The sequence below is a fragment of the Mesorhizobium sp. M0410 genome (assembly GCF_040321435.1).
Lineage (GTDB): Bacteria > Pseudomonadota > Alphaproteobacteria > Rhizobiales > Rhizobiaceae > Mesorhizobium.
Map to the genome: position 1 here is coordinate 63,955 of NZ_JAMYRN010000014.1, position 14,678 is coordinate 78,632.

The 14,678-nt window shown below is 61.7% G+C and carries 16 protein-coding genes and 1 pseudogene; 6 read left to right on the top strand and 11 right to left on the bottom strand.

Annotation, left to right across the window (positions count from 1 at the left end):
- Window positions 1-14 precede the first annotated feature (14 nt).
- The 5 genes from NKI63_RS20825 to NKI63_RS20845 all read right to left on the bottom strand — a co-directional run bounded on the left by NKI63_RS20825 (window position 15) and on the right by NKI63_RS20845 (window position 4,142).
- Window positions 15-755: an amino acid ABC transporter ATP-binding protein gene (locus NKI63_RS20825; protein WP_031212966.1), complete on the bottom strand. Its 741-nt coding sequence runs from the start codon at window positions 753-755 to the stop codon at window positions 15-17.
- Between the two features lie 55 nt (window positions 756-810).
- Window positions 811-1,374 carry a peroxidase-related enzyme gene (locus tag NKI63_RS20830; RefSeq protein WP_352466325.1) on the bottom strand — a complete coding sequence of 188 codons (564 nt, stop codon included), beginning with the start codon at window positions 1,372-1,374 and terminating at the stop codon, window positions 811-813.
- Window positions 1,371-1,610: a hypothetical protein gene (locus NKI63_RS20835; protein WP_352466324.1), complete on the bottom strand. Its 240-nt coding sequence runs from the start codon at window positions 1,608-1,610 to the stop codon at window positions 1,371-1,373. Before NKI63_RS20835 ends, NKI63_RS20830 begins: the two co-directional genes overlap by 4 nt.
- Before the next feature lie 94 nt (window positions 1,611-1,704).
- On the bottom strand, window positions 1,705-3,174 hold the full coding sequence (locus NKI63_RS20840; protein WP_352466323.1) for an NAD(P)-binding domain-containing protein: 1,470 nt from the start codon (window positions 3,172-3,174) through the stop codon (window positions 1,705-1,707).
- A complete protein-coding gene (locus NKI63_RS20845) occupies window positions 3,171-4,142 on the bottom strand; it encodes a LysR family transcriptional regulator (RefSeq protein WP_352466322.1) in 972 nt (323 codons plus the stop codon). Before NKI63_RS20845 ends, NKI63_RS20840 begins: the two co-directional genes overlap by 4 nt.
- A 209-nt stretch (window positions 4,143-4,351) precedes the next feature.
- On the opposite strand from NKI63_RS20845, the gene NKI63_RS20850 reads away from it, so the two are divergent.
- Both NKI63_RS20850 and NKI63_RS20855 read left to right on the top strand, forming a co-directional pair.
- The gene (locus NKI63_RS20850; protein WP_352466321.1) at window positions 4,352-5,422 is read left to right on the top strand and encodes an NAD/NADP octopine/nopaline dehydrogenase family protein; all 1,071 of its coding nucleotides are present in this window, start codon (window positions 4,352-4,354) and stop codon (window positions 5,420-5,422) included.
- Window positions 5,423-5,814: 392 nt separating this feature from the next.
- Complete coding sequence (locus tag NKI63_RS20855; protein WP_352491420.1) at window positions 5,815-6,324, top strand: hypothetical protein; 510 nt, start codon at window positions 5,815-5,817, stop codon at window positions 6,322-6,324.
- On the opposite strand, the gene NKI63_RS20860 is transcribed toward NKI63_RS20855, so the two are convergent.
- The 3 genes from NKI63_RS20860 to NKI63_RS20870 form a co-directional block, all read right to left on the bottom strand.
- Window positions 6,271-7,572, bottom strand: a complete 1,302-nt coding sequence (locus NKI63_RS20860) for an MFS transporter (protein ID WP_502896190.1) — start codon at window positions 7,570-7,572, stop codon at window positions 6,271-6,273. The genes NKI63_RS20855 and NKI63_RS20860 overlap by 54 nt on opposite strands.
- A gap of 81 nt (window positions 7,573-7,653) precedes the next feature.
- Window positions 7,654-9,063 carry a chromate efflux transporter gene (gene chrA / locus NKI63_RS20865; RefSeq protein WP_352466319.1) on the bottom strand — a complete coding sequence of 470 codons (1,410 nt, stop codon included), beginning with the start codon at window positions 9,061-9,063 and terminating at the stop codon, window positions 7,654-7,656.
- A gap of 9 nt (window positions 9,064-9,072) precedes the next feature.
- Entirely contained in the window at window positions 9,073-10,050 is a 978-nt protein-coding gene (locus NKI63_RS20870; protein ID WP_023722135.1) for a chromate resistance protein ChrB domain-containing protein, read from the bottom strand.
- Window positions 10,051-10,175: 125 nt separating this feature from the next.
- On the opposite strand from NKI63_RS20870, the gene NKI63_RS20875 reads away from it, so the two are divergent.
- From NKI63_RS20875 to NKI63_RS20890, 4 genes are all read left to right on the top strand, one after another.
- The gene (locus NKI63_RS20875) at window positions 10,176-10,421 is read left to right on the top strand and encodes a chromate resistance protein ChrB domain-containing protein (RefSeq protein ID WP_023722134.1); all 246 of its coding nucleotides are present in this window, start codon (window positions 10,176-10,178) and stop codon (window positions 10,419-10,421) included.
- The gene (locus NKI63_RS20880) at window positions 10,418-10,645 is read left to right on the top strand and encodes a chromate resistance protein ChrB domain-containing protein (protein ID WP_023722133.1); all 228 of its coding nucleotides are present in this window, start codon (window positions 10,418-10,420) and stop codon (window positions 10,643-10,645) included. Before NKI63_RS20875 ends, NKI63_RS20880 begins: the two co-directional genes overlap by 4 nt.
- Before the next feature lie 66 nt (window positions 10,646-10,711).
- Window positions 10,712-11,572: a DUF1259 domain-containing protein gene (locus tag NKI63_RS20885; RefSeq protein ID WP_352491419.1), complete on the top strand. Its 861-nt coding sequence runs from the start codon at window positions 10,712-10,714 to the stop codon at window positions 11,570-11,572.
- Between the two features lie 216 nt (window positions 11,573-11,788).
- The gene (locus tag NKI63_RS20890; protein WP_023722131.1) at window positions 11,789-12,562 is read left to right on the top strand and encodes a sulfite exporter TauE/SafE family protein; all 774 of its coding nucleotides are present in this window, start codon (window positions 11,789-11,791) and stop codon (window positions 12,560-12,562) included.
- Window positions 12,563-12,784: 222 nt separating this feature from the next.
- Here NKI63_RS20890 and NKI63_RS20895 read toward each other — a convergent pair.
- The 3 genes and pseudogenes from NKI63_RS20895 to NKI63_RS20905 all read right to left on the bottom strand — a co-directional run.
- Window positions 12,785-12,889, bottom strand: a pseudogene (locus NKI63_RS20895) (YqaA family protein); the annotation flags it as partial.
- Window positions 12,890-12,926: 37 nt separating this feature from the next.
- Window positions 12,927-13,724: an ABC transporter permease gene (locus tag NKI63_RS20900; protein WP_352466318.1), complete on the bottom strand. Its 798-nt coding sequence runs from the start codon at window positions 13,722-13,724 to the stop codon at window positions 12,927-12,929.
- Between the two features lie 4 nt (window positions 13,725-13,728).
- The gene (locus NKI63_RS20905; RefSeq protein WP_352466317.1) at window positions 13,729-14,670 is read right to left on the bottom strand and encodes an ABC transporter permease; all 942 of its coding nucleotides are present in this window, start codon (window positions 14,668-14,670) and stop codon (window positions 13,729-13,731) included.
- Window positions 14,671-14,678 lie beyond the last annotated feature (8 nt).

Consider the following 14,678-nt stretch of genomic DNA (forward strand, 5'->3'; position numbering starts at 1 on the left):
CCCTTCTTGTTGAGCTATTGAAAAGCGAGTTCTGACTGCAGGAATTGAGCAAGTCGTGGGCTGGATGGTGCATCGAAGATCTCAGCTGGACTGCCATCGGCGGCAACCACGCCACGATCCATGAAGACGATCCGGTTCGAGATGTTCTTTGCGAATTGCATCTCGTGGGTCACAAGCAGCGAAGTGATCCCTGACGACGTGACATCCTTGATCACCTTCAGAACTTCACCGACGAGTTCAGGATCCAGCGATGACGTAGGCTCATCGAAGAGCATCACGTTGGGACGAACCGCCAGCGCACGCGCGATGCCGGTGCGCTGGAGCTGGCCGCCCGACAGCTGGGACGGATAGCTGTCCCGCTTCGCTGAGAGACCGACCCGGTCAAGCTCTCGCAGCGCGATTTCACGCGCCTCGTCCGTTGACTTGCGCTGCACGACGACCAGCGGATCCATCACGTTCTGGAGGACGGTCATGTTCTTGAAGACATTGAACTGCTGAAAGACCATCGCTGTGCGAAGCCGGATCGCCTGGACAGCGGTCTTGTCGGCGCGCTGGTAGTCCATCCGAATCTGGTCGAACGCGATGGTTCCTGACGACGGCTTGGCCAGGTAGTTGATGCATTTCAGCAGCGTGGTCTTGCCGGTGCCGCTGGGGCCGATGATCGACACCACGTCACCCCGCTTTACCGAGAGATTGACGCCGTTCAGGACCTGCGTGCTTCCGTAAGACAGCTTTACATCTTTGAGTTCAAGCATTTCTGGTTGGTCCTTCAGAGTGGGGGACGGACTGCTTTGACCGTATGCGGCGTCATCATCCGCTCTCCGCGTGGCCGAGAACGTGCATCAGCCTGTTTGCCCAGCCGAAGATCGCTATGGCGTGGACAAGGTCGATGATCTCGGCATCATTCATGCCGACGGCACGCAGCGAGGCGATGTCGTCTACCGTTGCTTCCGACGGCGCCGCCGACAGACGGCGGGCAAAGCTGTAGATTGCCGCATCGCGCGGCCCGAGCGCCTCGGGTTTGTCGAGATAAAGCGCGGTGACCACATCATCGCTCTTGGTCAGCTCTGCATGGCGGCGGGCGTGAACAACGGCGCAGAATTTGCAGCCATTGACGATCGAGGCACCCAATGCGCCAAGTTCGCGGTCGGGACGGGCAAGCCCGCCTTCGACATACATGATCGCGTTGAACAAAACGGTACGCGCAAGATAGCTCTCTGGGTCATGCGCAAGGGTTCGCACATATTCCGAAACTTTCTTGGCGGAGGGCGTAACCTTCATCGCATCGAGCTGTTCCGGCGTGGCCCCGGACAACTCGACCGGCGCGATGTATGGCTGCCAGTTCAGCGGCTTCAGGCGCACCGAGGAAATCATGCCGACCTCATCAATCGCAAGCCGGTCGCTACCCGCGTCTGGAAGTTGACGAAGGCAATCAGTTCGGAGAGCGCGACGATCTGAGGATTGTTCAATCCAGCCTGGGCGAGCAGGGCGATGTCGCTCGCCTCCGCCTTTTTCGGCATCAACGTGACCAGGTCGGCGTGCCGGGCGATAGTCGCCAATGGTTCTTCCAGAGCCGTTTCGCCCTGGGCCACGGCCCGGAGATGCGACATTCCTCGGCCCCTTGCACGAATTCCGGCCGAAACCGACGCGCTCTGAAAAGCTCATCGTCCGGCGAAAGACCGGCGGCCTTGTCCATCGCGTCGATCACCACGCGGCCTCCTTCTGCAGCAAGGGTGTTGAATCGACCCATTCGTCGCCCAGAAGTTCGGGCGTGTCGTAAGCGATCAGATTGGCGAAGTGGGTTTCGACATCTTCGGCAAACAGCGATGCGGCAATGCCGCGGACGAGACGGTCGGCCCCGGCGCTGACGGCCGGGATGTCGCCGGAGACCTTGCCATGGGTCAGCATCGCGGCGTCGTTGAAGCAATGGATATGCGCCAGCATCGGGCAGGAGCCGGGGACGCGTTCGCGAAACTCGAAGGCCGGACCGAGATCCGGCGCGTCCGACATGCCTGCACGAGCCGGCCCCATATCCGGCCTATATCGGCCATCCGACCAGGTGCGGATATGTGGGGCGATCGCCGCAAATTCCGGGCGGCCGCTGAAGTCATTTGAAAAGCCGGTTGCCGCGATCAGGAAGTCGTAGCGTATCGGCCCCTGCGTGGTTTCCACCAGCAGGGTCCCTGCCTCTTCCCTCACCGCAACTATGACGCAGTCGAGAAGGAACCGAGCATTCGAGTGGCGAGACACGCGGAGTGTCGAGGAACGCGGCGGCGGTGTCTGGGTCGAGGCGGTATAATCGAAGAATTTCCACTTCCAGGCATCGGGCAAGTGATGCATGCCGAGTACAACACCCGGGCTGCCAATGCCGGTCAGCTTGTTGATGCGCGGCATTTCCTTGCGCCGGATCAACATGTCAACAGAGCCGGCTCCCGCCTCGAGTGCCGTTGCGGCATTGTCCATGGACGAGGCACCAGCGCCAATAACCGCGACACGCTTGCCTTTCAGCGCGTCGAAATCGATGTCGTCGGCAGAATGGGCCCAATAGGCGCGATCGACGCCGCTGAGGAAATCGGGCACGGCAAAACCGCCCAACCCGGACCGACCGGTGGCCAGAACGAGGCGACGGGTGAGAACCCGGCCGGTTTCCGCGCCTTCGATATCGATCGCAATCAGATCTCCAAGGGGTGCCAGTCCGGTCATGCGCACGCTGTTGCGCACCGGCAGGCCAAGAACCTTGCGGTACCAGACAAGGTAGTCCATCCACTGGCCCTTGGGGATTTTGTCCAGCGACCGCCAAGCCTCAACGCCCCATTGCGCCGTGAACCAGGCGCGGAACGTCAATTGCGGCAGGCCGAGCGATGGACCGTGCAGTGTTTTCGGCGACCGGAGCGTTTGCATGCGGGCAAAGGTGACCCATGGTCCTTCGAGCCCGGCCGGAGCCGCATCATAGGCCACGACATTGGTTATCCCGGTCAGCACCAGCTTTGCCGTGGCAGCAAGTCCGCACATGCCGGCGCCGATCACCACGACGTCACGGACCGGCACGCCATCGTGCGAACGCGCGGGAACCCATGGCTTGGCGGGCAGTTCGAGAAAGTCGAGATCCTGCGCGAGCTGTGCTTCGAGCGCAGCAAGACCTGTCGGCGTTGGCGCGGCGGGGGTATGCTTCATATTCCTGTTCCGTGATTTGTGCCGGATGCAGGATCGTTCACCAATTGGCCAGCGAGGGTCGGATCCAGTTTTTTGAAGCCGACGATCGACCGTTCAGCCACCGCCTCGACCGCATCCATCAACGCCTGCGCGACTGGACGAAGGGGGCGTTTTTCGGCAGCCATAACGCCCCAATAAAAAAGAACGGTTGCGTCGATCGGGCGGATGACGACATCGGGCAGGGCGACGCCATAAGCGGTGAGGGGATCGATGACGGCCGCCGCACCAGTCTGACGCACGATCTGTAACGCGCCATATGCAGTATTCGTCCGGATCACTGGCCCTGTGTCGATGCCCCTGGCCGCCAAGGCCTTTGAGACATGCAACTGGAAACGTAGGGGGTTGAGCAGTGTGGCGACGCGGCGACCGGCAAAAGCGGAAAGCGGTATGACGTCAAGTTCAGCCAGCGGATCGTCCTCCCGCACGGCAGCAACATCAGGCGCTGAATAAAGCCGCAGGACATCCAGACCAGGCGTATCGAGCGGCAGGCTTGAAAACCCGATCTCGGCACGTCCGCTCCGCACCTCCTGGGCGACGATCGAGGGGAGAAACTGCCCGAGATGCGTCTCGTGCGGAAGTTCGACACCTTTGAGCTCGGCCATGGCCGTCGGGATCAAGCCAGTACCGATCGCGGAAGTGGTAACAATCTGCAGGATCCGCCGTCTGCCGGCGGCAATCATCTTGGCCCGCGCGGCAAGCTCGGTGAAGGACATCAGCAAACGCCGCGCTTCCTCCTCGAAGGCGGCACCTTCTTCAGACAACTGCACCCGCCGACCGACACGGTGCAGCAATTCGAAGCCGAGCTCTGCCTCGAGATCCTGAATGGTGCGTGTCACTGCAGGCTGGGAACACCCGAGCATCTCGGCAGCCTTGGTGATGCTGCCACTGGCGGCAACGGCAAGAAAGGCCTGGAGATCTCGTGTTTCCATTTACGCCTACATGCGTATTATGTATGAATAAGATCGTCTCATTCATTTTTGATATATGTCAAGCGGGAAACGAATATTCGCTGCGGCATGTTGCAATCGCGGGCTCAGGCCGGAATCCCATCGCCAGAAGCCGACGATGGCAGATGCGGCTCCGATTTGTGGAACCTCCTAGTGAGAAATGGAGGCTGCAATGCAACAGGAGGGAATTTATGCGCGTAAGCATTCTTGGCGCCGGAGCGATTGCTTACGGCCTTGCCGCCTATCTGGCCGAAGCGGGACATGACCCTATGCTTTGGTCGCCTTCCGGAGAACGCACCAAGGCGCTGGCCGCCGGTGGATTGCTGAAGGCTACCGGAGCTATCAAGGCAACGACTAAGGTGCGCATCGCCAAGGATTGCGAAGACGCCATTGCCGATGCCGACGTCGTCATAATCGCGTTGCCGGCTTACGGCCACAAGATGGTGATGGACGCTGCCACTCCTTATCTAAGCGACGGAACGCCGGTTATCATCAGCTCGCACAGTTCCTTTGGGGCACTGTATCTCTCCAAGCAGCTTGCGGACCGGAAGGTTAGCCTGCCGATCGTCGTCTGGGGTACCACGCTCGTGACTGGGCAACAGCGCGGGCCAGCCGAAATCGATGTTGCAACCGTTCGCCAGAAACTGGATGTCGCGACGCTGCCTTTCAGTGCTCAGGACCAAGGGTTCGAGCTTTGCACGAGCTTGTTCGGCGATCGTTTCGTCAAGCGCGACGGCATGCTTGCTATCGCGCTCAGCAACCTCAATCCGCAGAACCATCTTGGGATCGCTCTTCTTAATCTCACACGCATGGAGAAGGGAGAACAGTGGAGCCAGGCCGGAAACGTCACCCCGGCTGTCGGCCGCTTTATCGAGGCTCTGGACGCGGAACGATTGGCGATCGCCGCCCGTTTTGGAATTGCCGTGCGCACAGTTGAAGAGCATTTTTCATTGTCGTTTCACGTCCCCATGGCCACCGTTTCGGAAATGAACCAGGAGATGGATCGCCAAGGCCGCGGCGGCTTCGGCCCGTCAACCATCGAAAGCCGCTATATCCTCGAGGACGTTCCGTTCGGGCTGCTGCCGACCGTTTTGTTGGGGAAGATCAGCGGAAATTCAGCGATTCTCCATGAATCTGGAATTGCCATATTCTCGGCGGCTTACGGTCGCGATCTTAAGGGAGATAATGATATTCTTCCCGCGCTGGGCTTCGAGGGAATGGCAAAAGCGGACCTCGAAAACCTTTGCCGTAAGGGATTTTAACAAGTTTCCACAGTGGACTGGGACATAGGCCAAGTGCCCGAAAAACCACCGGGGCTGGTTGCCGGCGAGCACGACATGCAGGTTCCTCGGCGAGCGCCGGGAGATGTCTCCAGGAACTCAGCACGAGATCAAATGGTCCCGCCCGGCGGTGTGAGTGGGTCTGTAGCAGGGTCCGTCATCGAAACCCAGTGCGGCATGGTTCCATCAGTTGCCAGATGCCTGAACATTGCATCAACTGCGCAGGCGCTTCGCGCCTCCATCAAGATACCGGCCATGCAGGCGCCGACAGTCCGGAACAACGAGTGTCGTAGCCCGTTCAGGATAAGTGGTTCGTCCACAATCAGCTACGCGAGATAGACATGTTCCGATTTCTAACGTGGGCAGGGACCATCTTGGGTCTGACGATGTCACCGGCGCAGGCCGCCAGTGATGCGGATCAGGCTGTCGAACAATTTCACCGTACCTGTCTGGCCGAGGGTCCCAATTTCGAGCGCATGATAGAGACCGCGCACGAACGCAGGTGGACACTTATTGCCGAAGCAGGCTTCGCCGAACTCGCGCCAATCGCTAATCCAACCTCATTGGAGGCATGGCTGGTGGCCGAAGCGGAGGAAGGATTGCCAGCAGGAACCATCATCGGCACCACCAAGGCAACGATGAGCGGCAAACCGGTGCAGACGTGTACGCTGGCATTTCCCGATATCGATCAAGAGGCATTTCGGAAGAGTTTCTTCACCCGTACGGATGCCGAGAAGATTGCCGAAGATCGCGATACGGAGGAGTTCTCGCGTCTCTACATCCTCGTTGCCGGCGGACGTAAGCAATTTGTCCGGCTGGTGGTCCTGCCTTCAACGCCACCAGGAAACCCGCGCGTCGTTGCCAGTTCGATCATGGCCGACTGACATGTCATTCCTCCCGCCCCCGTGCTCCTCTGGAGGGCGAACACTGCGAAATGTCGCGAGCAGCAGAAGGTCGTAGATAATTTTCAGCCCACCGGCGATGATCAGGGGCCAGCCAAAGCTGGAGACGGCAAGGAGAGCCCCTGCGAGGACCGGACTGGCGGCCGCCGCGAGGCTGCGGGGGACGGCGGTGATGCTCGCCGCGGCAGCCCGCTCTTCGGGCGTCACCACGGCCATGACGTACGATGTGCGGGTCGGCACGTCCATCTGCGACAGCGCGCTTCTAATCAGCAGAAGAGCGATAGCCGGAGCGACGCTCGGCATGAACGGGATGAGCACCAGACAGAGGCTCGACGGAAGGTGCGTAAACACCATCGTGTTTATGAGTCCGATCTGCTGGGAAATTCGCACAGCGACCAAATAGGACGCAGCCGAAAGGACACCCGTCCAGAAGAAGATTGCGCCGGTCGCGGCCAGCGACAGGCCGAACCGTTGAAAGAGCCAGAGGGCCAACAACGATTGGACGATGAAGCCGCCTGCGAAAGCGTCGAGGCTGAAGAGCGCTGCGAGTGACAGAACGATGGAGCGAGACCTGCGCAATGGCTGTGCCGACACTTTGCCTGCATCAGGCGCGTCACTCGGCAGCCGCCGATAGAGGAGCACCGCCGCCAACCCAAGTGAGGCATAAAATAGAAAAGCTGCCTGGAGGGCCTGCTTCATTTCCAGGCCGATGGCGTCGCGGAGAAAGTCGGGCGCTCCTGCGGCCAGCGCTCCGACGGCGCCGGCGAGAGAGCCGATGAGGCTGTAGCGCGCAAAGAGCGCCGTGCGGTCGCGGTCGGTGACGCTCTGCGCAAGCTGCGCATGTTCGAGCGGTAGAAACACGCTGACGTCCCCTGAAGATGGGTTCAGCGTGCCGACGAACGCGATGAGAAGCAGCGGCCAGAAGTCGTGAACGACAGCGAAGACCACCCCCGTTGCTATCATCAGGACAGCCGCTGCGGTCAGCAGCGCTCGACGGGAGAAGCGGTGCGCGACGATCCCAACAGCCAGGGTGAGGACGGCTGAGCCCGCGAGCGTCGCCGTCGACAGGGTTCCGATCTCGAAGGCGTCGAAGCCGAGCGTGGCCAGATAGGCGGGAAGCAGGATGCTGACCAGACCGTCACCGAACGCCCGCAGTCCCCTTGATATCAGCAGGTTCGCAGCAGTCGGCTCAGCACCGGCAGGAAGGAGCCTGAAGCGCCGCTTCGAAATAGCTTTGCGCAAACCGTGCGCGAGCCACTGTAACGTCAACAATGCCTCCTCACCACTGGTAAGCGGCGCTGGCTGCACGGGTTAGATCGCTCCCGTTGCCATCCCGTAGAGCAGCCCGAGGATCGAACAGCCGACGAGCACCGGGAGCATGCCGATCTTGAAGCGAAACACCGCTAGCAGCGCACCCAATGTCAGGACGAGGGACGGGACGTTGACGGAGCTGAATGCGGGCACATCGACCGTCATGCCGAACCCTTTGACCTCGCGCAGTGCTCCAAACAGAACGTGAAGCGCGAACCACACCGCCAGGTTCAGGATCACGCCCACCACGGCTGCCGTTATGGTCGCCAGCGCGGCGGACAAGGCCTTGTTGCTGCGCAACGTTTCCACGAACGGCGCACCGACAAATATCCAGAGGAAGCAAGGTGTGAAGGTGACCCAGGTGGTGAGCAGGCCGCCCAACGTTCCAGCGAGCAGCGGATTAAGCGATCCCGGCGCTCGATACGCGCCCATGAACCCGACGAACTGCGTCACCATGATCAAGGGGCCAGGCGTCGTCTCCGCCATGCCGAGGCCGTCCAGCATCTCGCCTGGCTTCAGCCAGCCATATGTATCGACAGCCTGCTGCGCCACGTAAGCGAGGACGGCGTAGGCGCCTCCGAAGGTCACGACCGCCATCTTCGAGAAAAAGACCGCGATATCGGCGAAGACATTGCCGGACCCGAACAGCACGAAAAGGCCGAGGACAGGTGCCAGCCATAGCACCAGAAACACACCTCCGATCTTCAACGACCAGCTGACCGGCGGGCGAGCATGGGCAGGAATGCCTTCGCCGAGCGCCGATTCCGCGTCGGCGACCTGCTTGCCGCCGACCTTGCCATGGCCGTTGCCCGCCATGAACGCTGCCAGCCCGGCCCGCCCGCCGACGTACCCGATCACTCCGGCCGTCAGGACAATGAGCGGGAACGGGAGATGGAACAGGAAGAGCCCGATAAAGGCGGCGGCGGCGAGGCCTGTCATGACCTTGTTCTTGAGCGCTCGCTTGCCGACCCGGATAACCGCCTCGAGCACGATGGCGAGGACAGCGGCCTTCAGGCCGAAGAAAAGCGCCTGCACCGCGCCGACATTGCCTAAAATCGCATAGATCCAGCTCAGCGCCATGATGGCGATGACGCCCGGCAGTACGAACAGCGTGCCGGCCACGAGCCCGCCTCGGGTTTTATGCAGGAGCCACCCGATGTAGACGGCGAGCTGCTGGGCCTCCGGTCCTGGCAGCAGCATGCAGTAGTTCAGCGCATGCAGGAACCGCGTCTCGCCGATCCAGCGCTTCTCCTCAACGAGGATGCGATGCATTACCGCGATCTGGCCGGCCGGGCCACCAAAACTCAACGCAGCGACTCGCGCCCAGACCCGCACTGCTTCGCGGAAGGGGATGCAATGCGAAGGTTCATCCCCCAGCGCATTCGGATGGACGGCATGGACGCTGGTCATTGGTTCCCCTCACCCGCGCTTCTGGCGGAAATACTGGTAGAGATTGTCGAAGACCGGGCCGCCCTGCGCGATCCGCTGCTCGTCGCCCTTATTCGTCATGGCGATGCCCGCGATTAGGCTGGCAATGCCCGTCGTCTCGTCGCGCCCGAACTTGCCGTCCTTGAGGTCGATATCATGGACGATCTCGGCGATGGCCTGCAGCGCCGGGTCGTCAAGCCCGGCCCGGGTGAGCAGCACCTCGAAGCTGCAGCGGTCGCCCTCATGGGTGACCTCACCGTCAAACATATCAAAGCGCAGCTCTCTCGGCTTCGCCGCATAGCTCTTGCCCGGGACGAAGCGGATGACGGCGTCTGGATCAATGAAGCGGCGGATCAGCCAGCTGCAGGCAATCCGGTCGATATGCACGTCACGGCGTGTCACCCAGATCCGGCCCTTGAGGTCCGTGATCGGCTCAGCCGCCTTCGACTCCTCGGTCATGGGCTGGTCCTCCACGACATGCGTTTCGAGCTCGGCGAGCAACCCCTCAACCGCGAGGCGACCGGTAGCGCCGAAAAAATCGATCGTGTCCACTTCGGCGACCCGCTTGCGCATTCGGTTGAGCTGCGGCCGCGTCTCCACACGTTTCTCCGGCGCAGCGTTCGCGCCGATCTCGGCGGCGAGACCACGCGCTTCTTTGGCGATCTCCGCATAGTCGGCATCACGCGCCGCATCGAACAGCGCCTGGACCTGGGCATCCGACAGCCCGTCGACGAGACGCGCCTCGCACACCATCGCCTCGCCACCACCCGCGACGATCTCCTTCAGGAGCCACTCGAAATCCTCCTGCGTCTCGGCATTGGCCGGCAGTGCATAGACGGTGCTTTTCACCGCGACCGCGCCGATGCCTTGCAGCCGCCGCCAGATCTTCACCCGGAAATAGGCCGGCTTGCTCGGCAGCCGATGGATAAGGAGCAGCCAGCGCTGTTCCGTCGTTTCCCCCTCACTCATAAGTGAACCGTATCACGTGCACAAATAAATGCAACACTTGTATCATTTCACATTCGGGCGTAGCGTTGACCTCCTTATGGCAGTGGGCCGCCTGGGCTTGTTGCCAAATCAAGGGAGACAAGGCCGTGAAATGGGTTACCCGCGAACGTCCGGTCATCGACCGCATTGCCTGCCCCTGGCTGATCGCCCGCTTCATCGACAAGGAGTCCGAATTCCTGTTCGTGCCACCCGATCAGGTGATCCGGGTTGCACAGGAGACGGGCGCTACGCCGTATGACGTGCCCGGCGTCGAATTCACGCATGTCGGCGACGGCTGCAGTGTCGACACCTTCGTCTCGAAATACGGCCTCGAGCGCACCCGGCGATCGTGACCATTGCCGCGATCGTGCGCGGTGCCGACACCGACCGGCATGACCTGACGCCGCAATCGGCCGGGTTGCTGGCGATCTCCATGGGTCTGCGGGACCTGACGCCCGACGACCATGAGGTGCTGAACCACGGCTTCGTCATCTATGACGCGCTCTACGCGTGGGCTTCGGGCCGCAAAGCGGAAACGCACAGCTGGCCTCCCGCCACGAAGCCAGCAGCCGCATGACGAATTGGGCAATGGGGGCAGATCACAAGGAGAAACCCCATGCATGCAAAACTCGTGACCGGAGCAATGCTGATCGCGATGTCGGCGCTGCTCCAACCGGCATCGGCGGCACCCGATTGGCAAACAATCGCAAAGGCGCTCGGCAAATCCGGAGCAGAGACGCCTGATGGCGTCTATCGAGTGGGCTTGCCACGAACGGACCTGAAGGTGTCGCTCGACGGCGTGGCCCTGAAACCCGGCTTTGCGCTCGGAGGCTGGGTCGCGTTCGAACCCATGGGAAATCAGACTATGGTCATGGGCGACATCGTTCTGACGCAGGACGAGGTGAACCCGGTCATGAAGAAGTTGGAAGAAGGCGGGATCGAGATCACCGCGGTGCACAACCACCTGCTGCGCGCGGAGCCGATGACGCTCTACATGCACGTGTTCGGCCAGGGCGACCCGGTTACGCTCGCCACAGCGCTTCATGCCGGATTGGCGCTGAGCAAAACACCGATGGGAGGCGGCGCCCAGCCGCAAGCCGCTCCGCAGATCGACTTCGACGCAGCCGGTGTCGACCAAACCATCGGTTATAAGGGCAAAGCCAATGGCGCGATCTACCAGTTCACGATCCCGCGCGCTAAGCCGGTCGAGGAAAATGGAATGGAAGTGCCGGCGGCCATGGGCTCGGCAATAGCGATCAACTTCCAATCGACAGGTGGCGGCAAGGCGGCGATCACGGGAGATTTTGTGCTGACCGCAAAGGAGGTCAATCTGGTTATCAAAGCCATGCAGGACAACGGCATCGAGATCACCGCACTGCATAGCCACATGCTCGATGAGCAGCCGCGGCTCTTCTTCATGCATTTCTGGGCGAACGACGATGTGCAGAAGCTGGCGAAAGGCCTGCGCGCAGCCCTCGACAAGGTCGCCGTCAAGAAGAGCTAGATTGGTGGCCCGTCCAACGGCGGAGTTCGGCCGGCTCGGAGCGATCGCCGGCCTTCTTCCCGCCGCCTCGGGAATTGTTCTCTGGCAGGGCGTCTTTCTGCCACCAGCATTCCGCCGGAGATCGCCTTTCCACCGCACACGAGACTCAAAAGGCGGGCCGGGTTTTTGCGAACCGATGCGTTCGGAACGATCGGAGGCCCGCTTCGTTCTGATCCGATGGACTGGATTAGACTAGGCCTCCTGGCGTTGGCGGGGTTCCTCACCTGGACGCTGAACACCCTCTCGGCCGGAGGCGGAGGTCTATTGCTGATCCCCGCCGTGACTTTCATCACAGGGAGCGCGGCGGTTGCGCCGGTCATCACCTTGACCGAGCTCATCGGCAATCCCATCCGCGCCCTGGCCTTCCGGCGCGACATCGATTGGAGCCTCGTCCGTTGGTACCTGCCCGGCGCCATCGCCGGTGCCGCTGCGGGCTCCTGGCTCTTCGCCAACAGTCGGGCGGAATGGCTCCAGATACTCATAGGGATCTATCTGATCAGTGCAGTCTGGGAATTTCGCGGCGGGGCGCGCGAGCGGAGCTACCGAGCCCGCCGCTGGTGGTTCCTCCCGGCCGGCCTGATCGTCGCGCTGTTGTCGGCGCTGATGGGCACGGTGGGACCCGTCTTGAATTCGCTCTATCTGAACTACGGTTCGGAGAAGGAGACGTTGGTCGCCACGAAATCGGTGAACTCGTTTGTGACCGATGTCGTCAAGATCGCGGTATTCACCGGACTTGGCGCGCTCGGGGGTCAGGCGGCCATGTACGGCGCAGCCGCGGGTTTGGGCGCTGCGCTTGCCAATCTGCTGGCCAAGCGCTGGCTCGAGCGCCTGAGTGGACGACAGTTCCGCGGCCTTGTGGTCGCGCTCATGGCTGTCAGTGGAGCGCTGATGGTCTGGAACCAGCACAGCTTTGTTGTGCAGGCCTGGCGCGCGGCCACAGGAATGTCTTAACAATGTCGACGTTGGCTGAAGCCCTTCGCGCGCTGTGCCTTAGCTTGGTTGGCCGGTCCCGCGACGCGCAGCAGCTGGCGAAAGGACTGCGCGCGGCCCCTTGACAAGGTCGCCGTCAAGAAAGGCTAGGCTTCCCGACCGCCTGTATCAGACGTGGCTCTTGGGCTGGCTCCTTCGAACCAGTCGGGCCTAACCCGCTCAGGTTGGAGAAGCTTCGCGAGGTCAGATGACGCTCAGCGTCACGGCGGCAAGAACAAGATAACGGCCAACCTTGGCGGCAGTGACCAGCAAAAAAAGCTCGCGCAGGACACCGGCAATGACGGTCAGCCTCGCGAAACGCGTTGGGGGCAGAAACGCCATCTTTTCAGATAACCGGGCGGCGGCCGCTATCGGCCAGATGACAGGCTGCAACGCCGCCATGCGGCACCGATCGCAGCATCGGTTCCTCGACCCGGCAGACATCGATCGCCACCGGAATCTGGCCCCATTCCGGTGTCGGCGGTGCGACGCCAAGTCCGAGAAAGCTGAGCGTCGCGATGGCCAGCACAAGGGCGCCGGCGTCGGCGCTTGCGTAGACGACGACGAGAGCGAGCACATGCGGCAGGATATGGCGGACAAATATCCACAGATGACCGGCGCCCATGACTCTCGCCGCCTCGATATAGGGCTGTTGCAGCTCGGCGGTGACGACGGCGCGGCTCATGCGGGCATAGTTCGCCCACCACGCCAGGGTGAGCGCCGTGATCATCGACCAATAGCCCGTGCCCAGAATGCCGATCAGCGCCAGCGCGATCACCAGGCTCGGAAGTGCCAGCGCAATGTCGATGATGCTGATCAGGACAAGCTCGACGCGACCGCCGACATAGCCGGCGAAGGAGCCGATCGTCACCCCGATTGCCAAGGCAGCGACAAGCACGATGACCATCGCCACCAGGGAAATGCGGGCGCCACCAACGATGCGGCTGAAGACGTCTCGGCCGAGATAGTCGGTGCCGAGCCAGTGGCTCCAGCTCATGCCCTCCAGTGTCGCCGAATAGTCCTGCGCACTCGGATCGTAAGGCATGATCGCAGGAGCGAAGATGCCGATCAGCACAAAGCCGATTACGGGGAGCAGCACCAGCCACGGCCAGTCCTTGATGTCCCTGATAGCAGAAATGTTCATCGCCTCATGCTCCCCGCGCCCGGCGCATTCGCGGATCCGCGACGATGCAAATCATGTCGACGATGAAATTGACCATGACGAAGAAGACGACAAACAGCAGCAGCACCGACTGCATGCCGATGAAGTCGCGGAAGCGTATCGCCTCGATGAAAAAGGCACCGACGCCGCGCAATGCAAATACCGTCTCGACGACGATCGACCCGATGATCATCAGCGTGAATTGCGCCCCGAATGTCGTCAGGAACGGAATGGCGATGTTGGGCAGCGCCTCGCGCAGCAGCACCTGCGTTCTGGTAAAGCCTTTTGCGAAGCCCGTTGTCGCAAACGGCCGCGACATCGCTTCCTGGAGGTTGACCCTAACGACGCGGCTGAGAACGGAGGCCGGGAACAGCGCGATCGTCACCCACGGCAGAAGCCATGAGGTGAAGCCGCTGGTGCCGAAGGTGGGCACCCAGCCGAGCATCACCGAAAACGCGATGACCAGCAGCGCCGCCACGAAGAAGTTCGGGGTCGACGCGCCGATCAGCGAAAATGCATGCAGGAACCTGTCCATCATGCCGCCGTTGCTGACGGCGCCGGCAATGCCGAGCGTGATCGAGAAAATGAAGGCGAGAACGCCGCCGCCGGCAAGCAGAGCCGCCGTCATCGGGATGCGGGCGGCAAACTCCGACGAGATCGGCTTTCCCGTTCGCAGTGAGATGCCGAAATCCCCGGCCAGCGCGCCGGAAAGCCAGCGTCCGTAGCGGATCGGCAACGGGTCGTAGAGACCGAGCTCGTTGCCGATCTTGGCGATCATTTGCGCGTCAGCACCAGGACCTGCCGCACGCTCGGCAATGAGCGCCGCAACATTGCCCGGAGCCGCCGCAACCAGGGCGAATGTCAGCGCGGATGCCGCCAGGATCAAAAGGCAGGCAAGCAGCATCCGTCGCAGGATCGTGCGTTTCATCGTCAGGC